The 20,672-nt window shown below is 60.9% G+C and carries 25 protein-coding genes and 1 pseudogene; 14 read left to right on the top strand and 12 right to left on the bottom strand.

The features are described 5' to 3' along the window. Positions 1 to 622: 622 nt before the first annotated feature. The gene (locus F8N62_RS30530; protein ID WP_150714108.1) at positions 623 to 1,948 is read right to left on the bottom strand and encodes an OprD family porin; all 1,326 of its coding nucleotides are present in this window, start codon (positions 1,946 to 1,948) and stop codon (positions 623 to 625) included. Positions 1,949 to 2,086: 138 nt separating this feature from the next. Then, on the bottom strand, positions 2,087 to 3,436 hold the full coding sequence (locus F8N62_RS30525) for a GntP family permease (protein WP_150714107.1): 1,350 nt from the start codon (positions 3,434 to 3,436) through the stop codon (positions 2,087 to 2,089). Positions 3,437 to 3,770: 334 nt separating this feature from the next. Between F8N62_RS30525 and msrA the strand changes: the two genes are divergently transcribed. From msrA to F8N62_RS30510, 3 genes and pseudogenes are all read left to right on the top strand, one after another. Continuing rightward, positions 3,771 to 4,277, top strand: coding sequence for a peptide-methionine (S)-S-oxide reductase MsrA (gene msrA / locus F8N62_RS30520; protein ID WP_150714106.1), 507 nt, complete (start codon positions 3,771 to 3,773; stop codon positions 4,275 to 4,277). Positions 4,278 to 4,335: 58 nt separating this feature from the next. Next, complete coding sequence (locus tag F8N62_RS30515; protein ID WP_150714105.1) at positions 4,336 to 4,650, top strand: NIPSNAP family protein; 315 nt, start codon at positions 4,336 to 4,338, stop codon at positions 4,648 to 4,650. 20 nt (positions 4,651 to 4,670) lie between these two features. Beyond that, positions 4,671 to 5,462, top strand: a pseudogene (locus tag F8N62_RS30510) (M15 family metallopeptidase); the annotation flags it as partial. A gap of 88 nt (positions 5,463 to 5,550) precedes the next feature. Here the strand turns inward: F8N62_RS30510 and F8N62_RS30505 are convergent. The 3 genes from F8N62_RS30505 to ggt all read right to left on the bottom strand — a co-directional run bounded on the left by F8N62_RS30505 (position 5,551) and on the right by ggt (position 8,419). After that, the gene (locus F8N62_RS30505; RefSeq protein ID WP_150714103.1) at positions 5,551 to 6,009 is read right to left on the bottom strand and encodes a GNAT family N-acetyltransferase; all 459 of its coding nucleotides are present in this window, start codon (positions 6,007 to 6,009) and stop codon (positions 5,551 to 5,553) included. Positions 6,010 to 6,088: 79 nt separating this feature from the next. Continuing rightward, on the bottom strand, positions 6,089 to 6,622 hold the full coding sequence (locus tag F8N62_RS30500) for a cysteine hydrolase family protein (RefSeq protein WP_150714102.1): 534 nt from the start codon (positions 6,620 to 6,622) through the stop codon (positions 6,089 to 6,091). Between the two features lie 69 nt (positions 6,623 to 6,691). Beyond that, complete coding sequence (gene ggt / locus F8N62_RS30495; protein ID WP_150714101.1) at positions 6,692 to 8,419, bottom strand: gamma-glutamyltransferase; 1,728 nt, start codon at positions 8,417 to 8,419, stop codon at positions 6,692 to 6,694. A 134-nt stretch (positions 8,420 to 8,553) separates the two neighbouring features. On the opposite strand from ggt, the gene F8N62_RS30490 reads away from it, so the two are divergent. Next, on the top strand, positions 8,554 to 9,066 hold the full coding sequence (locus F8N62_RS30490; protein ID WP_150714100.1) for a methylated-DNA--[protein]-cysteine S-methyltransferase: 513 nt from the start codon (positions 8,554 to 8,556) through the stop codon (positions 9,064 to 9,066). A 119-nt stretch (positions 9,067 to 9,185) separates the two neighbouring features. Here the strand turns inward: F8N62_RS30490 and F8N62_RS30485 are convergent, their stop codons facing one another. Next, complete coding sequence (locus F8N62_RS30485; protein ID WP_150714099.1) at positions 9,186 to 9,773, bottom strand: NUDIX domain-containing protein; 588 nt, start codon at positions 9,771 to 9,773, stop codon at positions 9,186 to 9,188. Positions 9,774 to 9,825: 52 nt separating this feature from the next. Beyond that, complete coding sequence (locus F8N62_RS30480) at positions 9,826 to 10,263, bottom strand: hemerythrin domain-containing protein (protein ID WP_150714098.1); 438 nt, start codon at positions 10,261 to 10,263, stop codon at positions 9,826 to 9,828. Positions 10,264 to 10,414: 151 nt separating this feature from the next. Here F8N62_RS30480 and F8N62_RS30475 point away from each other — a divergent pair, with 151 nt between their 5' ends. Next, entirely contained in the window at positions 10,415 to 10,834 is a 420-nt protein-coding gene (locus F8N62_RS30475; RefSeq protein ID WP_150714097.1) for a GNAT family N-acetyltransferase, read from the top strand. A gap of 129 nt (positions 10,835 to 10,963) precedes the next feature. Here the strand turns inward: F8N62_RS30475 and F8N62_RS30470 are convergent, their stop codons facing one another. After that, entirely contained in the window at positions 10,964 to 11,314 is a 351-nt protein-coding gene (locus F8N62_RS30470; protein ID WP_150714096.1) for a hypothetical protein, read from the bottom strand. Positions 11,315 to 11,472: 158 nt separating this feature from the next. Here F8N62_RS30470 and F8N62_RS30460 point away from each other — a divergent pair, with 158 nt between their 5' ends. The 9 genes from F8N62_RS30460 (at position 11,473) to F8N62_RS30420 (ending at position 16,474) form a co-directional block, all read left to right on the top strand. Further along, positions 11,473 to 11,721 carry a hypothetical protein gene (locus F8N62_RS30460; protein ID WP_150714095.1) on the top strand — a complete coding sequence of 83 codons (249 nt, stop codon included), beginning with the start codon at positions 11,473 to 11,475 and terminating at the stop codon, positions 11,719 to 11,721. Positions 11,722 to 11,741: 20 nt separating this feature from the next. Then, entirely contained in the window at positions 11,742 to 12,071 is a 330-nt protein-coding gene (locus F8N62_RS30455; RefSeq protein WP_150714094.1) for a DUF6388 family protein, read from the top strand. Between the two features lie 28 nt (positions 12,072 to 12,099). Beyond that, positions 12,100 to 12,804, top strand: a complete 705-nt coding sequence (locus F8N62_RS30450) for a YoaK family protein (RefSeq protein WP_150714093.1) — start codon at positions 12,100 to 12,102, stop codon at positions 12,802 to 12,804. 198 nt (positions 12,805 to 13,002) lie between these two features. Then, complete coding sequence (gene tusD / locus F8N62_RS30445; RefSeq protein WP_150714092.1) at positions 13,003 to 13,395, top strand: sulfurtransferase complex subunit TusD; 393 nt, start codon at positions 13,003 to 13,005, stop codon at positions 13,393 to 13,395. Between the two features lies 1 nt (position 13,396). Further along, entirely contained in the window at positions 13,397 to 13,759 is a 363-nt protein-coding gene (gene tusC, locus F8N62_RS30440; protein WP_150714091.1) for a sulfurtransferase complex subunit TusC, read from the top strand. After that, positions 13,759 to 14,052 (top strand): sulfurtransferase complex subunit TusB, encoded by a 294-nt coding sequence (gene tusB, locus F8N62_RS30435; RefSeq protein WP_150714090.1) that lies wholly within the window; start codon positions 13,759 to 13,761, stop codon positions 14,050 to 14,052. The genes tusC and tusB overlap by 1 nt, the downstream gene beginning before the upstream one ends. Next, on the top strand, positions 14,049 to 14,384 hold the full coding sequence (locus tag F8N62_RS30430; protein WP_150714089.1) for a TusE/DsrC/DsvC family sulfur relay protein: 336 nt from the start codon (positions 14,049 to 14,051) through the stop codon (positions 14,382 to 14,384). Before tusB ends, F8N62_RS30430 begins: the two co-directional genes overlap by 4 nt. Further along, the gene (locus F8N62_RS30425) at positions 14,381 to 15,382 is read left to right on the top strand and encodes a glycosyl transferase family protein (protein ID WP_150714088.1); all 1,002 of its coding nucleotides are present in this window, start codon (positions 14,381 to 14,383) and stop codon (positions 15,380 to 15,382) included. The genes F8N62_RS30430 and F8N62_RS30425 overlap by 4 nt, the downstream gene beginning before the upstream one ends. A gap of 90 nt (positions 15,383 to 15,472) precedes the next feature. Next, positions 15,473 to 16,474: a glutathione S-transferase family protein gene (locus tag F8N62_RS30420; protein WP_150714087.1), complete on the top strand. Its 1,002-nt coding sequence runs from the start codon at positions 15,473 to 15,475 to the stop codon at positions 16,472 to 16,474. Positions 16,475 to 16,570: 96 nt separating this feature from the next. On the opposite strand, the gene cysG is transcribed toward F8N62_RS30420, so the two are convergent. The 4 genes from cysG to F8N62_RS30400 all read right to left on the bottom strand — a co-directional run. Next, positions 16,571 to 17,965: a siroheme synthase CysG gene (gene cysG / locus F8N62_RS30415; RefSeq protein WP_150714086.1), complete on the bottom strand. Its 1,395-nt coding sequence runs from the start codon at positions 17,963 to 17,965 to the stop codon at positions 16,571 to 16,573. Beyond that, on the bottom strand, positions 17,966 to 19,246 hold the full coding sequence (gene serS / locus F8N62_RS30410) for a serine--tRNA ligase (RefSeq protein WP_150714085.1): 1,281 nt from the start codon (positions 19,244 to 19,246) through the stop codon (positions 17,966 to 17,968). A gap of 15 nt (positions 19,247 to 19,261) precedes the next feature. Next, complete coding sequence (gene crcB, locus F8N62_RS30405; RefSeq protein WP_150714084.1) at positions 19,262 to 19,636, bottom strand: fluoride efflux transporter CrcB; 375 nt, start codon at positions 19,634 to 19,636, stop codon at positions 19,262 to 19,264. Beyond that, on the bottom strand, positions 19,636 to 20,672 hold a 1,037-nt coding region (locus F8N62_RS30400; RefSeq protein ID WP_150714083.1), incomplete at its 5' end, for a replication-associated recombination protein A. The genes crcB and F8N62_RS30400, both read right to left, overlap by 1 nt.

Below are 20,672 nucleotides of genomic sequence, written 5' to 3'. Positions count from 1 at the left end.
TTTCAAAGTGACTCGCCGTAAGGGCGAAACCAATAGTGGCCGTTACCGCAAAAATGGATATGTACACCCTCAAAAAACTCGTCGCCTGACACACCGCCATCGCGGGCAAGTCGAATCGTCGCACCGCCGCTCCCACAGAATCCGGGTACATCTGCGGGAGATGTGTCGACTATGAGGCCGCCTTCGCGAGCAGGCTCGTTCCCACAGGGGAACAGTGCATATTCATAATGTGCGCACGCTCAAATCAGCGAAGCGCGCCCGCTTGATGCCACGGTCGGCCCAAAGGCCGCCGCGGTTGTGATTTTGATTTTGATTTTGATTTTGATCTGAGGCGCCCCGTTAAACCACGCTGGCCGAACGCAGGCATTGCGCAGCGGGGAAACCGGCAAGGATGCCGGTTTAGCCGCGCTGGGCCAGGGATGGCCCTTCGCGGCGACCCGCGGAGCAATGCCTTCGTTCGGGCACACCGAGCCAGAGCGAGGTGCCGAGTGGTGGGGCAAGAGCGTTTGGGTTACTTTTGCGCTTTTCAAAAGTGACTCGCCGTAAGGGCGAAACCAATAGCCGCCGTGACCCAAGAAACGGATATGTACCCCAACCCCACCCCAAACCCAATCCCCCCCGGTTACAACAACGAAACCGTGTAATTAACGATAAAGCGATTCTGATCCACATCCCGCCCGGCATCCGTATTCGATTGCCCATTGCGCAAACTGAACCCCAACCCCTTGAGCGCCCCAGACTGCAACACATAGTCGAGCGTCATATCCCGCTCCCACTCAGACTGATCAGCGCCATTATTAACCTTGATATCCGTCCCCTTCAAATACGCGATCGACGCCTTCAACCCCGGTATGCCCATCGGCGCGAAGTCATACGAATACTGCGCAAAATTCGTCTGCTCACCCGCACGGGTAAAACTCTGGATCATCCGGTCCGTAGGCAGGTAAACACTCCCGCCACCCGCCCCTTTATCGACCAGGCTGCCCTGGTTGGGCTGAACAAAGTTGCTGCCGTCCCCCACCTGCTGATGCCCCAGCGCAACCGAGTGGCCGCCGTTCGCATACGTGACCATCGCCACCCAGGTGTTGTTATCGATTTCACCATTGTTGTCTTCGGTATAACCCGAGGTGCGATAACCCTGTGCCCGGCCAGCGGCGGAGCTGTTGGCACCGGCGGAGGTGGTACGGAAGTAACGCAAGTCGGTGGTGAACGAGCTTTTGCTGTCAATCGGCAGCACATGCGTCAGGCCGAAGAAGTTCTGGTTGTAGAAGTCTTCCATCTGCGCGAAGTAGTACTGCGCCTTCAAGTCCTTGGTGATGAAATAGTCACCCCCGGCGAAGTAGAACTTGTTGCTGTCCTGTGTGGCGCCCGGAACCGAGAGGCCGGTGCGGTCCGTCGAAGCCCGACCGACTGCGTGCTCGAGCACCCCGCTGGTCAGCATCAGCCCGTCAATATCGTTCGAGGTGATCTGCGCACCGGTGAACGATTGCGGCAATACCCGGGCATCGTTGGACAGCAGGATCGGCAATTTCGGCAGCAAGGTGCCGTAGCGGAACTCGGTTTTGGCAATGCGCATTTTCGCCGTGGGGCCAAAGCTGCTCCAGGCGTCGGCAGCGCCGTCGCCATCCGTCGGGATCATGCCGCTGCCGACGTGACGACCCGCACCGCTGTCCAGCGTAACGCCGAGCAACGCCTGCGCATCCAGGCCGAACCCGACCAACCCTTGGGTGAATCCGGACTCGTAGCGCAGCACAAAACCCTGGGCCGCTTCCTCGGTTTTCGACGGGTCCGCCGCGCCATCGCGGTTGTCGCTGTTGAAATACAGCGTGCGCATCGACAGCGTGGCTTTGCTGTCCTCAAGGAAACCGTGCGCGGCAGGATCGGCTGCCTGTGCGCACATCGAACCGGTGGCCAACAGGAGTGCGGTGGGAATTGCTCGCTTGAACATACGGTGCTCCAGGTGATTTTTTTATGTTTATTTTGAGTGTCTGGTCGATCGCAATCCGCCGCCGGCACCCATCACCGGCGCGCACAATGACGCGCCCGATGGCTGACCAAGGGCGGTGAGAAATGCCAAGCGATCGAGCTAAATCAGATAAGAAAGACCCACGGTGAAACCAAACGCGACCACCGAAATAATGGTCTCGAGCACGGTCCAGGTCTTGAAGGTCTGGGTGACGGTCATGTTGAAGTATTCCTTGATCAACCAGAAACCGCCGTCGTTGACGTGGGAAAAGATAACCGACCCGGCGCCAGTCGCCAGCACCAGCAGTTCCGGATGCGGATAACCCAGACCAATGGCCACCGGCGCGACAATCCCCGAGGCGGTGGTCATGGCCACCGTGGCCGAGCCGGTGGCGATGCGCATCAGCGCGGCAAACAGCCAGCCCATGATCAGCGGCGACAGGTGAAATTCATGGGCCAGGCTGACGATCTGGTCGGTGACCCCGGCGTCCACCAGGATCCGGTTCAAGCCACCGCCGGCGCCCACCAGCAAGGTGATGCTGGCGGTGGGCGCCAGGCATTCGTTGGTGAATTTGAGGATCGATTCGCGGTTGAAGCCCTGAGCGATGCCGAGGGTCCAGAAGCTCAGCAAGGTCGCCAGCAGCAAGGCGATCACCGAGTTGCCAATGAACAACAGGAACTGGTTGAACCCGGTGCCCGGTGTGGAAATCAGGTTGGCCCAACCACCGATCAGCATCAGCACCACCGGCAACAGAATGGTCGCCATGGTGATGCCGAAACCCGGCAGGCGGTCGCGCGGCTCGCGGTCGAGGAACTGGCGTTCCAGCGGGTTTTTCGCCGGCAGTTGAATGCGCGGCACGATGAATTTGGCGTACAGCGGACCGGCGATGATCGCGGTTGGAATGCCGATCAGAATCGCATACAGCAAGGTCTGCCCGACCGACGCCTGATACACCTGCACCGCCAGCATCGCCGCCGGGTGCGGCGGCACCAGCGCATGCACCACCGACAGCCCGGCGACCATCGGCAAACCGACCATCAGGATCGACACGCCAACACGCCGCGCCACGGTAAACGCGATTGGCACCAGCAACACAAAACCGACTTCGAAAAACAGCGGCAGGCCGACCAGGAACGCGATGCAGACCATCGCCCAGTGCGCGTTCTTCTCGCCGAAACGGTCGATCAGGGTCCGCGCCACCTGCTCGGCGCCGCCGGACTCGGCCATCATCTTGCCGAGCATCGTCCCCAGCGCCACCACCAGCGCAATGTGCCCCAGGGTCTTGCCGACCCCGGCCTCGTAAGCGCCAACCACCCCGGACGGCGGCATGCCGGCCAGCAGCGCCAGGCCGATGGACACCAGGGTGATCACGATGAAGGGATTGAGGCGGTAACGGGCGATCAACACGATCAGCGCGATGATGGCAATGGCGGCATACACCAGCAGCCAATAGCCGAAGGACAGGGTCATGCGGTACTCCTCGAAAGGGTCACGTCGAATGGATTGTGAAACTCTTAAAACATTTCGAGAGGTGATTTTCAAACGAGACGAAAGTAATTTTCGTAGAGGGATACGGAGTGTCGCGCAGAGGTATGGGGCGTCGCTATTTTTGAAACTGGGCCAGGCAGATTTTCATCCTTCCCTCGCGGTTTGTTTTCGGTTGTCAGGCTGCACGAGTGGACGCGCAGTGGCATTGGTCCGGATCGAGTGGCATTCTCACGGATGGGCGGCCGCTACTTCGCCCCTTCAATAGCCCGAGCGGCAAATCAGTAGCGTGCCAACACACTGAGAGGAATGACCGTCCATGACGACGCAAACCGAAACCGCCATTCTGGCCGGTGGCTGCTTCTGGGGCATGCAGGATCTGCTGCGCCGCTACCCTGGCGTGTTGTCCACGCGGGTGGGTTACTCCGGAGGCGAGGTGCCGAATGCGACGTATCGCAACCACGGCAACCACGCGGAAGCGATCGAAATCGTGTTCGACCCGCAGCAGATCAGCTACCGCCAGATCCTCGAATTTTTCTTCCAGATCCATGACCCGACCACCCAAAATCGCCAGGGCAACGATGTCGGCGCCAGCTACCGTTCGGCCCTCTTCTACCTCAGCGACACGCAGAGGAAAATTGCCGAAGACACCGTGGCGGACGTCGAAGCGTCTGGACTCTGGCCTGGCAAAGTGGTGACCGAAATCACCCCGGCCGGGCCGTTCTGGGAAGCCGAACCGGAACACCAGGACTACCTCGAACGCCTGCCAGACGGCTACACCTGTCACTTCATCCGGCCAAGCTGGAAATTGCCCGCACGCGGCTAATCGCCCCCTGAAGGCGGCTCGAACGGGCCGCCTTTCCTCCGCAGAAGAGAATAAAAACGTGATCACTTGTTACCTGAAATACGTGCTGGATCCGTACCAGATCGAAGCGTTTGAACACTATGGAAAGTTGTGGATTCCCCTCGTGGAAAAATTCGGCGGCCAGCATCACGGCTATTTCCTGCCGTCCGAAGGCGCCAACAATATCGCCATGGCGATGTTCAGTTTCCCCAGCCTGGCCGACTACGAGCGCTATCGGCAGGACTCCATGAACGACCCGGCGTGCATCGCGGCCTTTCAATACGCCACCGAAACCAAATGCATCTTCAGCTATGAACGCAGTTTTTTCCGGCCCGTGTTCGGTGATCGCGGCTGATCTCACCCAGGAAACATCGCATGCCCGCTGTTCGAACAATCGCCCTGCAATCGTTGCTGCTGCTCAGCGCCGTCATCTGCGCGACGGCCCGTGCCGAGACGCGCCCCGAGCACATGGTTTATCTGCGCACGATTGATCCGGGCATTGAGCAAGATATTCGCTACGCCAGCGCCCACAATTTCACCGGTCACCCGCTCGACGGCTACGCGGCGGCCGAGTGCCTGTTGACGCTGGACGCGGCCAAGGCGCTCGCCCGGGTACAAGCATCTTTGCGCGCGCAAGGTTATGGCTTGAAAGTTTTCGACTGTTATCGGCCCAATCGCGCCGTCGCTGACATGGGCCGTTTCGCCACGCAGCCGGGCGACCCGCGCAAGGTTGAATTCTATCCGCGCGTGGACAAACAGGACTTCTGGCGTCTGGGCTACGTGGCACGGGTGTCCAATCACTCTCGCGGTTCGACCGTCGACCTGACACTGACCGGCCCGCACACTGCGCCCGCCGCCACCTGGACGCCCTCGGCCACGCAAGCCGAGTGCACCGCGCCCTATGCTCAGCGCTGGCAGGACGGCGCGCTCGACATGGGCACCGGTTTCGACTGTTTCGATGAGCGTGCGCACAGCGCCAACCCGACGATCAGCGCAACCGCCAGGGACAATCGTCAGCGCCTCAACGAGGCCATGGCAAAAGAAGGATTTTCCGGGTATTCGAAAGAGTGGTGGCACTTCACCTACGCTGGCGCCGGGGCACCCAACGAGGTCATGGATTTCCCCATCACCCCCCTCGGCGCCCCCGAAGCGCTCGACGCCAGCCAGTAGCTGTTAGTGGTCACCAGCAAACACTGGGACGACATCCAGGGCTCCAAGATGTCAAGAGACTGTAACCTGCCGCAACGCTGATCCATCAGCCTTGCTTCAGGTCCAGGCAATAGGTGTAGTAACCGGTGTCACGCACATAGCCTAGGGATTCATATAAACGCTGAGCGCCGTGATTGTCGGTCGCGGTTTCCAGCACCAGGCCTTTTGCACCGGTCAGCAACGCGAAGCTTCGTGCGGTGTTCATCAGTTGCGTGGCAACCCCGCGACCTCGGGCGGCTGGCGCGGTGAAGAGGTCACCGAGCAGCCAGGTGCGGTGCGCATCAATGGAGGAAAAGGTCGGGAACAACTGGACGAAACCCAGCGCTTCGCCAGCAACGTCCCGGGCGAAAAAAATCACCGATTCATCCCGGGCAATGCGTTCAGCAATGAAGTGGCGCGATTGCGTCAGGTTCGAGGGCTGGCCGTAGAAACCTCGATAGGCGTCGAACAGGCTGCCGACTTCGTCGAGGTGCGTGCCGTCGGCGCGATGTACCTGGACCTCCATGAGAGCGGTCTCCGTAAAGTTGCGGTGGTGTGTCTGGCGACGTCCATGAACGAAATCGCTTCGCCGGCAAGCCGTGCGCCTACAGAGTGATGCTCGCGGCGGGCTTCACGTCGATCCGCGCCACCGAACCCGACAGGCGCGCCCAGTCCTTGTTGTGCTCGGCGATGATGTCGTCGGCGGCGAGGTTGCCGTTATCCACCGTGGAATGCGCGTCAGCGGCCAGCACCACGTCGTAGCCCATTTTCAGCGCCTGACGCAGGGTGGCATTGACGCAATAATCGGTTTGCAAACCGCAGATCACCAGGCATTCGAAGTCCTCCTTCGGCAACAGCTTTTGCAGGGGGGTCTGGTAGAAAGAATCCCCGGTGGTTTTACGCACGCGCAAATCCGTGGGCGAGGTTTCCAGCCTTTGCGCCAGTTGCCAGCCGTCGGCGTCATGCGCCAATGGGCTGCCTGTTTCTTCATGCTGGATCAGCACCACCGGCACCCCGGCTTTCCGGGCGCGGGCACTGAGGGCGTTGATGGTGTCGATGACGCGGGCGATCTCGAAGCACTCGTACTCGCCCGAGCAGAGCGCCTGCTGAACGTCGATGATTAACAGTGCAGTGGTCATGCTGCCTTCCTTGATATGTCGGTGGGTGCGGGGACAGAAAATAGATCCGTCCCCTTTCAAACACAACCCTCAATAACCGAGCGACAGCCCGGTGTTGCGCCGCGGATCGTTGGCTCCGTAGAAGCGGTTCTTGCCCACCGGTTTTCCTTCCAGCGACGGCGCGCCGACCAGAATCGCCGCAATATGGTTGGGATCCTGCGGCCCGGCGAACTTATGCCCCCAGCTTTCGAGCAACTTGACCGTGTCCGGGCTGGTGGTGAAGGTCTCCAGGTTGGTCTCTTCCGGCAGCCATTGCTGGTGGAAGCGCGGTGCATCGACCGCTTCCTGGATGTTCATGCCGTAGTCGATCACGTTGAGCATGGTCAGCAACGTCGCGGTGATGATGCGGCTGCCGCCGGGGGTGCCGACGACCATCACCACTTTGCCGTCCTTGGTGACGATGGTCGGGCTCATGGACGACAGCGGCGCCTTGCCCGGCGCGATGGCGTTGGCCTCGCCCTGCACCAGGCCGTACATGTTCGGCACGCCGATTTTCGAGGTGAAGTCGTCCATTTCATCGTTGAGGATCACCCCGGTTTTGCTGGCCATGACGCCGGCGCCGAACCAGTCGTTCAAGGTGTAGGTCACGGAAACCGCGTTGCCCCATTTGTCGACAATCGAGTAATGGGTGGTATTGCTGCCTTCGTGGGGCGCTACGCCGGGTTTGAGTTCACTGGACACCGCGGCCTTTTGCGGATTGATGGCTTCGCGAATTTTGGTCGCGTAGTTTTTATCGAGTAGATGGGCGATCGGGTTTTCCACGAAATCCGGGTCGCCGAGGTAGCTGTTGCGGTCCACATAGGCGTGGCGCATCGCTTCGATCTGATAGTGCATCCCCTGGGCCGAGCGGAAGCCCAGATCCTTCATCGGGTAGCCGTCGAGAATGTTCATGATCTGGCAGATGACCACCCCGCCAGAGCTGGGTGGCGGTGCCGAGACCACGTGGTAGCCACGGTAATCGCACTCGATCGGCGCCAGCTCGCGGGTCTTGTATTTGTCGAGATCGGCCTGGGTGATGATGCCGTTGTTGGCCAGGCTCGAGGTGACAATCGCGTCGGCCACCCAGCCTTTATAGAAGCCGTCCGCGCCCTTCTCGGAGATTTCCCGCAGGGTTTTGCTCAGGTCTTTTTGCACGAGCTTTTGCCCGACCTGCATCGGCTCGCCGTTACTGAGGAAGATCGCGCCGGAATCCTTGATGTCCTTTTTGAACACGTCGGTGGCGTACTCCAGCAAATCGACATCGCCCTGCTCCAGCACAAAACCTTCTTCAGCGAGCTTGATCGCCGGCGCGATCACTTCCTTGCGCGGCTTGGTGCCGTATTTGCTCAGTGCCATTTCCATGCCGGACACGGTGCCCGGCACGCCGACGGCGAGGTGCCCGCGGGTGCTGAGGTCCGGGACGACATTGCCCGCCTTGTCGAGGTACATATTGGCGGTCGCGGCCAGCGGGGCTTTTTCGCGGAAGTCGAGGAAGGTCTTGCGCCCGTCGGCCAGCTGAATGGTCATGAAACCGCCACCGCCCAGGTTACCCGCCGCGGGATAGACCACCGCCAGCGCATAACCCACCGCAACCGCAGCATCGACAGCGTTACCACCGTTCTTGAGCACATCGACGCCCACGTGACTGGCCAGATGCTGAGCGGTGACCACCATGCCGTTTTCGGCCGCGACGGGGGCCACGGAGGCGGCGTGGGCGGTGAGGCAGCTAAGCGCCAAGGAGGTCGCAATGAGCGATTTGGCAAAAGGTTCGAACTTCATGAGTCGGTCTCTTCTTGTTTTTTAAGTAGGAAACGCATCAAGAGCAGTAGCCAGTATGGCTGGGATTGCGTATTGCGCCTCCCCGTCGAGGCAGTATGCTGACCGCCTGTTCACCTGCCTTCGGAGCGCGCGGCATGCCTTACACCTGCACCACCATCGCCTCCCCTGTGGGCGAGTTGAAGCTGGTCGCGAACGGCTCGAGACTGGTGGCTATCCTCTGGGAAAACGACAAACCCAACCGGGTGCGGCTCGGCCCCATGAGCGAGGCAACGGACAACCCGATCCTGTTGAGTGCTGCACGACAACTGCAGGAATACTTTGCCGGCACGCGCAATCGCTTCGACCTCGAGCTGGAATTTACCGGGACGCCGTTTCAGAAAAAGGTCTGGCAGGCACTGCTGACCATCCCGTTCGGCGAGACCCGCAGTTACAGTCAAATCGCCGAGCAGATTGGCCACCCGAGCGCCGTTCGTGCGGTGGGCGCGGCGAATGGCAGGAACCCGATTTCGATTATTGCGCCCTGTCATCGGGTGATCGGCGCGTCGGGGAAGTTGACGGGATTTGCCGGGGGGCTTGAGGCGAAGGAACTGTTGCTGACGCTGGAAGGCGGACGCAAAGGTCAAACCGGACGCCTGGAAGGCTTTTGATCCCGTAGGAGCTGCCGCAGGCTGCGATCTTTTGATCCCGGCGCCTCCTGCAATGGCCCAAGATCCAGATCAAAAGATCGCAGCCTGCGGCAGCTCCTACAAGGGATCGCGTACGGCCATCAGGCGAAGATGTTTTTCATCGCCGCATACTGCAACAGCATGATGGTCTTCGCATCACAGATCTCGCCCCGATAAAAGGCGTCAAGCGCCGCGTCGAACGACCACTCCAGCACGTCCAGCTCTTCGGTTTCGTGCTCCAGCCCACCCCCTTCGCTGACCTTCGCAGCCGCGTCGTATTCAGCGATGAAAAAATGCAGCTTTTCCGTCACCGAGCCCGGGCTCATATAGGCCTCGAACACCTTATGCACATGGTGCACGCGGTAGCCGGTTTCTTCCTCCGCCTCGCCGCGGATGCGGTCTTCAGGCGCCGCCCCGTCGAGCAACCCCGCCGCCACTTCAATCAACAAACCGTCGTGGCCGTTGACGAACACCGGCAATCGAAACTGCCGGGTCAGCACCACGGTGCGTTTGTCACGGTTGAACAGCAGAATCGCCGCGCCATTGCCACGGTCGTAAACTTCGCGGGTCTGGCGCTGCCATTCGCCATTGTTGCGCTGGTAATCGAAGGTGATTTTCTTGAGCAAATACCAGTCACGGGACAACACCTGGGACTCGATGATGTTGACCCGCTCGGCTGTGTTCGGCATGACAAGGCGTCCTTGAATCGTCAGAGGGCGCCCATCTTAAACGAAAAAACCTTCACGAAAGCTGCGCCTCAAACTCCTTCAAGTAGTCTACGGCGAGCGATTCCTTTTGCTTGTCATCAAGCAACTTGCCGGCCATCTGGAAGAATTTCTGCTCTTCCTCTTTCAGGTGGTGATGGACCTTGTCGGACAGCTTCTTCGCCGTCGCCAGCCAGGCCGGGCTGGACATCTCGGTCTCGTCGAGTTCTTCCATCATTTCGTCCATCTCATGATGTTCGGCGATCGCATGACGGCTCAAGTCGACGCCGTTGTCGTATTGCATCAACGGGATGTAAAAGTGCCGCTCTTCAGCGGTTTCGTGCGCCTGCAATTCAGACTTGAGCTGCTTGTAAGCCTCGGCGCGTTCCGGGGTGTCGCCGCTGGTCTTGATCAGTGCGTCGGCGTAGCTGCGTTGACGTTCATGGCTTTCGCGCAAGGCTTCAAAAATGTTCACGGATTGTCCTCTTCGGCTGCGTTCTGGAATGACGCTCTTCAGGCTAGACACTTGCGCGTTGGCGACAGTTCCACCGTAGGGGCTGGAACTACGACTGCTGGCCGATATACGCTGGGAGCTGTTGTCCAACCTGGCCATAAGGAAATAGCTGATGACCCTGCGAATCGAACGCTCGCCAAACCCCACCGATGAAGAGCGCCAGGCCATCCTGCTGCCGCTGCGTGCCTACAACGCGTCCAAGGCCGGCGTCACGGTGTCGGAGCAGATTGCGTTGCTGGTGCGCGACGACCACGACGAAATCCTCGGCGGGCTATATGGCCGGGTGTTTTACCAATGGTTTTTTGTGGAATTGCTGTCAGTGCCTGAACAGGCCCGGGGACAGGGCATGGGCACGAAGCTGATGCAGATGGCCGAAGACCTGGCCCGGGAGAAGGAATGCATCGGGATCTGGCTGGACACCTTCGACTTCCAGGCGCCGGAGTTTTACAAGAAGCTGGGCTACAGCGAGTTGGGCCAGATCGCCGACTACCCGCCGGGGCATAAGCGCTTCTTCCTGCAGAAACGCCTCTAACGGCATACACGCCACCTGTGGGAGCGGGCTTGCCCGCGATGGCGGTCTGACAGTCAACATCAATGTTGAACATTCAGGCCCCATCGCGGGCAAGCCCGCTCCCACAGGGGCCAGGGATCAACCATAAGGTCAGAGGCAGGTCGCCAATGCCGCCAACCGGCGTTTGGCGACGAAGTCGTCATGTTGGGCGTAGTAACTCAACGAGGTGCCCGACGCATCGGTAGTGACGTCGACGAACGACTCCGCCGAACGCGTGTAAACGGTCGAGCCGCCCTTCTCGCCCGGTTGCAGGTACGCACCCGCATCAACGCCGAACACCGCCTCGTCCTGCCAGGCAAACTGCACACATTGGGCGACGACTTTTTCCGGTTTGTCCGAGTTTAGGGTTTTGTACGGGGTTCCGGTACGGGCGTCGTTCATTACCGAACCGGCGCATCCGGCCAGCAACGTTGCAGCCAGCGCCACCATCAGAATTCGCATTGCATGTGCTCATCAGGAAAAAGCCGACTGTATCACCGTGGCTGGGCGTATCGTTCTGCTTTACTTCATTTATACCGCGACACCGCGCGATGATTCGCGCACCCTGTCGCGCCCAATGCCGCATTGCCCGTTTTCGGGCTCATTTTTCTGGAACGTTCATGACACCCAATGCCGAATTCTACAAACCGACCGCTGAATACGCCGACAAGCTGATCAGCCAGATCGGCCAGACACCTTCCTGGATCGCCAAGCGCATCGGCGTCACCGACAAGCGCATTCGTTACATCCTCGACGGCGAGCGCACCGTCAAGGGCGAAACCACCCCGATCCAGATGACCTACCCCGAGCAGTTTGCCCTCGAATGCCTGGCCGCAGCGGCCAAGGCCAGCAAGAAGCAGTCTTCGTAATCCATTCTCAAGGAGCGACCATGGCGGCAACCGAACAGCAACATGAGCAGGCGCTGAAGACGTTTCTCGAAGCGCGCCCCGAGCTGCGCCACGAACTCGACAACCTCAACCCGCTGTTGGCTCAGGCCAAGGGCGAAACCGCGGCGCAATACCGCGACGAGCGTTTGCATGAAGCGTTCGAAGCCGAGGCCGAGCGCCTGGGATTGTTCGCCTGGGAGCTGACCCTGCAACTGACGGCAGCGACGCCGGAAGACTATGAGGCGCAGCGCCTGGAAGTGCACAGGGAAGTGGCCGAGATGGCCGGGATGGACTGGCTGGAATATTGCGAGTTATATGGATTGAACCCGTAACCGTCACCGCGCAAGGATCCCGCCACTGATGCTGCCTTCGTCCTCCACCTCCCGCGCCAGTCCAGGGCATCTGCATACTCAGAAATGGCGCGGGCGCATCGGTATGTCACTGGTCGCCGCGCTGTCGGTGCTCGCCGGCATGACGGATGCCATTGGCTTCATGGCCAGTGGCGATTTCGTCTCCTTCATGAGCGGCAACACCACCCGCCTGGCCGTGGCGATCAGCGACGGTGACATGGGCCTGACCCTGCGTCTGCTGCTGCTCGTGGCGACGTTCATCCTCGGCAATGCCTTGGGCATTATCGTCAGTCGATTGGGCGGGCGCCGCGCGTTACCGTTGCTGCTGTGCATCGCCATGCTGCTGTGCGCGGCGGCGGCCTGGCCCTATGACGATCAACTGCCGGCGCTGCTGGCAGCGATCATCGCCATGGGCATGCTCAATGCCGCCGTCGAAGAAGTGAATGGCCTGCCGGTTGGCCTGACGTATGTCACGGGGGCGTTGTCGCGTTTCGGTCGCGGCCTGGGACGCTGGTTACTCGGTGAGCGCCGCAGTGGCTGGCGGGTGCAACTGATTCCCTGGACCGGGATGTTTGCCGGCGCGGTGCTCGGTGCCTTGCTGGAACATCATTTTGGGCTCAAGGCGTTGCTTGCCAGTGGATTGCTGGCGGGGGCGGTGGGGCTGCTGGCGCTGAAAATTCCGCGGCGGTGGCAGTTGGGGTATATGCCGCGCTGAATTTTGTTTGGCCTGTGCGGGCCCCATCGCGGGCAAGCCCGCTCCCACAGGGGTTTGTGGAGTGCCGACGATTTTAACTTCACCGCCAAACCTGTGGGAGCGGGCTTGCCCGCGATGAGGCCGGCACAACCAACATCGACTTAGCCGCATCCACCATAAAGCTTTATCATGCCCACAGTTTCGCTGATCGAGTCCGTCATGAAGTTCGCCATCGCGCTGTTTTCCGCCGCCCATGCGCCCTCCTCGCGCCGCGCCTTGCTGTTCGCCCAGGCCGCGCTGGCCGGCGGGCATGAAATCGTCCGGCTGTTTTTCTATCAGGATGGCGTCTACAACGCGTCCGCCGGCGTGGTCACGCCGCAGGATGAACAGGACCTGCCCAAACACTGGCGCGCCTTTGTCACTGAGCATCAACTGGACGGCGTAGTTTGCATCGCCGCCGCCCTGCGCCGTGGTGTATTGAATGAAGAAGAAGCCCAACGTTATCAGCGCGAAGCCGTTGCGGTTGGCGCGCCATGGGAGTTGTCCGGTCTCGGCCAGTTGCATGACGCGGTGCAGGACGCTGACCGCCTGATCTGTTTCGGAGGCGCGTGACATGGCTAAATCCCTGCTGATCATCAGCCGTCAGGCGCCATGGTCCGGGCCGAGTGCGCGGGAAGCGCTGGACATCGTCCTGGCTGGCGGCGCGTTTGACCTGCCGATCGGCCTGCTGTTTCTCGATGACGGCGTGTTCCAGCTCGCCGCGAAACAGGACGCCAAGGCGCTGCAACAAAAAGACCTGAGCGCCAACCTGCAAGCGTTGCCGATGTTCGGTGTCGAAGACCTGTTCGTCTGTGGCGACAGCGCCGCTGAACGTGGTCTGGACCCGACCGGTTTGGCGCTAGAAGAAGTTCAAGTACTGGGCGCCGACGAAATCATCGCGCTCATTGACCGTTACGATCAGGTGATCACGCTCTGATGTCGACTTTGCACGTGTTATCTCATTCCCCGTTCGGCGACGACCGGCTGACCAGTTGCCTGCGGCTGATCGGCGCAAACGATGCGCTGCTGCTGACCGGCGACGCGGTGTACGCGTTGCAGCCGGGCACTGCGCCGTTCAAGGCGCTGAACGCCCGCAACCCGACGCTGTTCGTGCTTGCCGAAGACGCCCGGGCGCGCGCCCTGGAGATTCCCGGCACGGCCAAGGCCATCGATTATCCGGCCTTCGTCGAACTGTCGATTCACTACGACAAGGTCAACAGCTGGCTATGAATTCCATGACCGTCGGCGCCCGCGCCATCGAACTGGACAAGGACGGCTTCCTGGTCGAACTGAGCGACTGGTCCGCCGAGGTCGCCAGCGCACTGGCCGCCGCCGAAGACATCGAGTTGAGCCCCGAGCACTGGGAAATCCTCGAACTGCTGCGCAATTTCTACGCCGAATTCCAGCTGTCACCGGCCACGCGTCCGCTGATCAAATACACCGCGTTGAAGCTCGGCCCGGAAAAAGGCAACAGCCTGCACCTCAACCGACTGTTCAAAGGCACCCCTGCCAAACTCGCCGCGAAACTGGCGGGCCTGCCCAAACCGACGAATTGTTTATGACCGACTACCCAGCGCTGACCCTCGACACGCCCGCCGAACACCCGTTCGCCCCCTTCGTGCGGATCCTCGGCAAAGGCAAGCGCGGCGCCCGCGACCTGACTCGCGAGGAAGCCCGCGATGCCATGGGCATGGTGCTTGACGACAAGGTCGAGGACACCCAGCTCGGCGCGTTTCTGATGCTGCTGCGGCACAAGGAAGAAAGCGCAGAAGAGATGGCCGGTTTCACCGAAGCCTTGCGTGAACGCTTGCAGGCACCGGCGCTGAATGTCGACCTGGACTGGCCGACCTATGCCGGCAAGAAGCGCCATCTGCCGTGGTATCTGCTGGCGGCCAAGTGCCTTGCGCAGAACGGCGTACGCATCTTCATGCACGGCGGCGGCGCCCACACGGCCGGGCGGCTGTACAGCGAGCAACTGCTCGACACGCTGAACATTCCTTTGTGTCGCAACTGGCAGCAAGTCGGGTCGGCCCTCGATAACGGTGGACTGGCCTTCATGCCGCTGGTGGACTGGGCGCCGCAACTGCAACGGATGATCGACTTGCGCAACACCTTGGGCCTACGCTCGCCGATCCACTCCCTGACGCGAATTCTCAATCCGTTGGGCGCTCGTTGCGGCCTGCAAAGCATTTTCCACCCCGGCTACCAGGCCGTGCATCGCGACGCCAGCGGCTTGCTCGGTGACACCGCGATTGTGGTCAAGGGCGATGGCGGAGAGATCGAGATCAACCCGGACGCCGACAGTCACCTGTACGGCACCACCGGTGGCGAAAGCTGGGACGAAGAATGGCCGCAGTTGTCGGCGCAGCGCCACGTCAAACCAGCGTCTCTCGATCCCGAGCATTTGAAAGCCGTGTGGCGCGGCGAGGTGGTCGATAGTTACCCGCAAATGGCACTGATTGCGACCATGGCCCTGGCCTTGCGCGGCCTCGGCCAGCCCCGGGAACAAGCCTTCGAAACGGCCCAACAGTATTGGGACGCGCGGGACAGATCGATTTAACCGATCATAAGCGCCCAACCTTTGCTCTTTTTTATCGAACCTATCCGAATAGACTCTTCTCCAACGCTTATCGGTTGAGGAGTCTCGGACATGGGTTTGTTAGTTGAAGGGCGCTGGCATGACCAGTGGTACGAAAGCAGCAAGGACGGCGCGTTCCAGCGTGAACAGGCGCAACGTCGCAACTGGCTGACCGCTGACGGCAAGCCCGGTCCGACCGGTGTCGGTGGCTTTGCGGCGGAGCCAGGTCGCTACCACCTCTACGTGTCCCTCGCCTGTCCATGGGCGCATCGCACGCTGATCCTGCGCAAACTCAAAGGCCTGGAAAGCCTGATCGACGTGTCCGTGGTCAGTTGGTTGATGCTGGAAAACGGCTGGACCTTTGACCAGACCCTCGGCTCGACCGGCGACAAACTCGATCACTTCGATTTCATGCACCAGCGCTACACCGCTGACACCGCCGATTACACCGGCCGCGTCACCGTGCCAGTGCTGTGGGACAAGCAGCAGAAACGTATCGTCAACAATGAGTCGGCGGAGATCATCCGCATGTTCAATGGTGCTTTCGATGAGTTGACCGGCAATGACCTGGACTTTTATCCAGAGCCGCTGCGCGGCGAGATCGATGCGCTGAACGAGCGGATCTATCCGGCCGTGAACAACGGCGTATACCGCGCGGGGTTTGCCACGTCGCAGTCGGCTTATGAAGAAGCGTTTGATGGATTGTTTGCGGAACTGGATCGACTGGAAGCGTTGTTAGGCGCGAATCGGTATCTGGTCGGCGAGTACCTCACCGAGGCGGACATTCGCTTGTTCACCACGCTGATTCGCTTTGACGCGGTGTACCACGGGCACTTCAAGTGCAACCTGCGACGGATTGCCGATTATCCGAATCTGTCGAATTGGTTGCGCGAGATTTATCAGTGGCCGGGGGTTGCCGAGACGGTGGATTTCGAGCACATCAAGAATCACTACTATGGCAGCCACAAGACGATTAACCCGACGGGCGTGGTGCCGAAGGGGCCTGCGCAGGATTTCACCGGGTCCCATGATCGGGCGCGGTTGAGCGGGAAAGGGGTTTGGCAAAGGCATTAAAATCAAAAGATCGCAGCCTTCGGCGGCCCCTACAGGGGATCGAGTTATCCTGTAGGAGCTGCCGAAGGCTGCGATCTTTTTGCAGGCCCAGGGAAATCAGACCTGCGCCTGAGCCCCTTCAAACCACGCCAGTTTCTCGCGCAATTGCACCACTTCCCCCACGATCACCAGTGTCGGCGCATGCACTTCATGCTCCGCTACCAGCCGTGGCAGATCGGCCAGGGTGCCGGTAAACACCCGCTGATTGACCGTGGTGCCCTGCTGGATCAACGCCGCCGGGGTATCGGCCGCGCGACCATGCTTGATCAACTGCTCGCAGATAACCGGCAACCCCACCAACCCCATGTAAAACACCAGGGTCTGCGCCGGCGCGACCAGGTCGGCCCACGGCAAATCGGTGGAACCGTCCTTCAAATGCCCGGTGACGAACCGCACTGACTGCGCGTAATCACGGTGCGTCAGCGGAATCCCGGCGTACGCCGCACAACCGCTGGCCGCCGTGATGCCCGGTACGACCTGGAACGGAATGCCATGGGCCGCCAGCTCTTCGATCTCCTCACCGCCACGGCCGAAGATGAACGGATCACCGCCCTTCAACCGCACGACGCGTTTGCCCGCCTTGGCCAGGTCGACCAATTGCTGGTTGATCTGATCCTGCGGCACCGCGTGATCGGCGCGACGCTTGCCGACGTACACGCGCTCAGCATCGCGACGGCACAAATCGAGAATCGCCGGAGCCACCAGACGGTCATACAGCACCACGTCGGCTTGCTGCATCAGCCGCAAGGCGCGGAAGGTCAGCAGGTCGGGATCACCCGGGCCGGCGCCGACCAAATACACTTCGCCCGTGGCCTTCGGCGCTTCGCCAGCGATTTTCGCCAGCATCAGACGCTCGGCTTCAGCGCCCTGCCCGGCCAGTTGCCGGTCGGCAATCGGGCCCTGGAATACATCCTCCCAGAACGCCCGACGCTGCTGCACATCCGGAAACAGACCTTTGACCTGGCTGCGAAAACGCGCGGCCAGACCGGCCAGTTGCCCGTACGTGGACGGAATCCAGGTTTCCAGTTTGGCCCGAATCAACCGCGCCAGCACCGGCGCATCGCCGCCGCTGGACACCGCAATGATCAGAGGAGAACGGTCGACAATCGCCGGGAAAATCACGCTGCACAGCGCCGGGGCATCGACCACGTTGACCGGCACGCAACGCCGATGAGCATCGGCGGACACCTGTGCGTTCAGCGGCTCGTCGTCGGTGGCGGCAATGATCAGCCCGCAACCGTCCAGGTCCGTTTCAACGTAGCCCCGCAACAGGCACTCGCCACCGCTGCCGGTGACCAGCTCACGCAACTGCGGTTCGATTTCAGGCGCGACCACCCGCAGCAGCGCACCGGCTTCGGCCAGCAGGCGGGATTTGCGCAAGGCAATCTCCCCCCCACCGACGACCAACACACGACTGCCGCGAAGGTTGTGAAACAGCGGCAGGTAGTCCATTTAGCCGATGACCTCAAGGCCACCCATGTACGGCTTCAACACGTCCGGCACACGGATCGAACCGTCGGCCTGCTGATAGTTTTCCAGCACGGCCACCAGCGTACGACCGACCGCAAGACCCGAACCGTTGAGGGTGTGAACCAGCTCAGGCTTGCCGGTCTCCGGGTTGCGGAAACGCGCTTGCATGCGACGGGCCTGGAAGTCGCCGCAGTTGGAGCACGAGGAAATTTCGCGGTACTTGTCCTGGCTCGGAATCCACACTTCCAGGTCGTACGTTTTGACCGCGCTGAAGCCCATGTCGCCGGTGCACAACGCGAGGGTGCGGTAAGGCAGTTCCAGCAGTTGCAGGACTTTCTCGGCGTTGGCGGTCAGGCCTTCCAGTGCTTCCATCGAGGTCGATGGCTCAACGATCTGGACCATTTCGACCTTGTCGAACTGGTGCTGGCGAATCATGCCGCGGGTGTCGCGACCCGACGCGCCGGCTTCACTGCGGAAGCACGGGGTGTGAGCGACGAACTTGATCGGCAACAGTTTCGAATCGACGATCTCGCCCGCGACAATGTTGGTCAGCGACACTTCAGCGGTCGGGATCAAGTACAGATCGGCTTCGCCTTCGCGAGCGATCTTGAACAGGTCTTCTTCGAATTTCGGCAGCTGACCGGTGCCTTGCAGCGCTGGCGCCTGGACCAGATAAGGCGTGTAGGCCTCTTCGTAGCCGTGTTCGCTGGTGTGCAGGTTGATCATGAACTGCGCAAGCGCGCGGTGCATACGCGCAATCGGCCCGCGCAACAGCGCGAAACGCGCGCCGGACAGCTTGGCGGCGGTTTCGAAGTCCAGCCAGCCGAACTTCTCGCCCAGGGCGACGTGGTCCTGAACCGGGAAATCAAAAGCGGTTGGCGTGCCCCAGCGGCGCACTTCGACGTTGCCGTCTTCGTCTGCGCCGATTGGCACGGATTCATGCGGGATGTTCGGGATGCCGAGCAGGATCGAATCCAGATCGGTCTGGATCCCGTCCAGCTCGACTTTGCCGGCGCTCAATTCGTTCGCCATGCGCTCGACGTCGGCCATCAACGGCGCGATGTCTTCGCCGCGCTGCTTGGCCTGACCGATGGATTTGGACCGCGCATTACGTTCAGCCTGCAGTGCTTCGGTGCGGGTCTGGACGGTCTTGCGCTGTTCTTCCAGCGCTTCGATGCGCGCAACATCCAGCGTGTAGCCACGGGATGCCAGGCGGTCCGCTACGTCCTGCAGGTTGCTACGTAACAGTTTGGAATCGAGCATGTCGGTCTCTCGTTATCAAAGTTTGGTCAAGGACAGGCCGGCCCATGTGGCAAGCAGCCCGCCGAATACGCTGATGGCCGCATAGCCCAGGGCCAGCAGCACTTGCCCGCTTTCCAGCAAGCGCACCGTATCCAGTGAAAAGGATGAAAAAGTCGTCAGCCCCCCGAGGAAGCCGACCATCAACCCGGCGCGCACCTCGATGGGCACTTCCGGGCGTATCAAAAACAGACCGTATAGAACGCCGATCAGCAAACAGCCGACGATATTAACGGCCAGCGTTGCAGTATAGAAGTGCCGCGGCCAATTCGCGTTGACCCAGTTGCCGGTCGCGAACCGCAGCAGCGTACCCGCCACACCGCCGAGAGAAACCGCAACGATCAATGGAAGCACTATTTTCTCCGCTGCCGGGGGCTGAGACGGTCGAGTTGCGCGAGGTGATTGAGCTTCTCGCCGATCTTCAATTCGAGTCCCCGCGGCACCGGCTGATAGAACGGCTGCGGCTCAAGCTCGTCGGGGAAGTAATCCTCACCGGCGGCGTAGGCATCCGGTTCGTCGTGGGCGTAGCGATATTCGTCGCCATAACCCAGCTGTTTCATCAGCTTGGTCGGCGCGTTGCGCAGGTGCAGCGGCACTTCCAGCGAACCGTGTTCAGTGGCGCTGCGCAGCGCGGCTTTGAAGCCCATGTACACCGCGTTGCTTTTCGGCGCGCAAGCCAGGTAAGTGATGGCCTGGGCCACCGCCAATTCGCCCTCCGGACTGCCGAGCCGTTCCTGCACTTCCCACGCCGCCAGGCACAGGCTCAGCGCGCGCGGATCGGCGTTGCCAATGTCTTCGCTGGCCATACGCACCACGCGCCGGGCGAGGTACAGCGGGTCGCAGCCGCCATCGATCATCCGCGCGAACCAGTACAACGCGCCGTCGGGGTTGGAGCCGCGCACCGATTTATGCAGCGCGGAAATCTGGTCGTAGAACGCTTCGCCGCCCTTGTCGAACCGCCGACGGGTATCACCAAGCAGACTTTGCAATAGATCGACGCCGATCTCACTGTTGTCTTCGGCGAGGTCCGAGGCATTTTCCAGCAGGTTGAGCAGGCGTCGGCCATCGCCATCGGCGGCGGACAACAGCATCTGGAAACCTTCATCGCTGAGGGTCAGCTGCCGTTTGCCCAGGCCACGCTCTTCGGTGAGCGCGCGGTGCACCAACTTGCGCAGGGCCGCTTCGTCGAGGCTTTTCAGCACATAGACACGCGCCCGGGAGAGCAAGGCGTTGTTGAGTTCGAACGAAGGGTTTTCGGTGGTCGCGCCAATGAAAATCAGCGTGCCGTCTTCAACGTAGGGTAGAAACGCATCCTGCTGCGACTTGTTGAAGCGATGCACTTCATCGACGAACAGGATGGTGCGTTTGCCGTACTGGCCGGCCTGTTGCT

This window comes from Pseudomonas fluorescens (assembly GCF_902497785.1).
Lineage (GTDB): Bacteria > Pseudomonadota > Gammaproteobacteria > Pseudomonadales > Pseudomonadaceae > Aquipseudomonas > Aquipseudomonas fluorescens_BO.
Note: the sequence above shows the minus strand (reverse complement) of the source record. Positions and strands in the feature narration are given on the sequence as shown.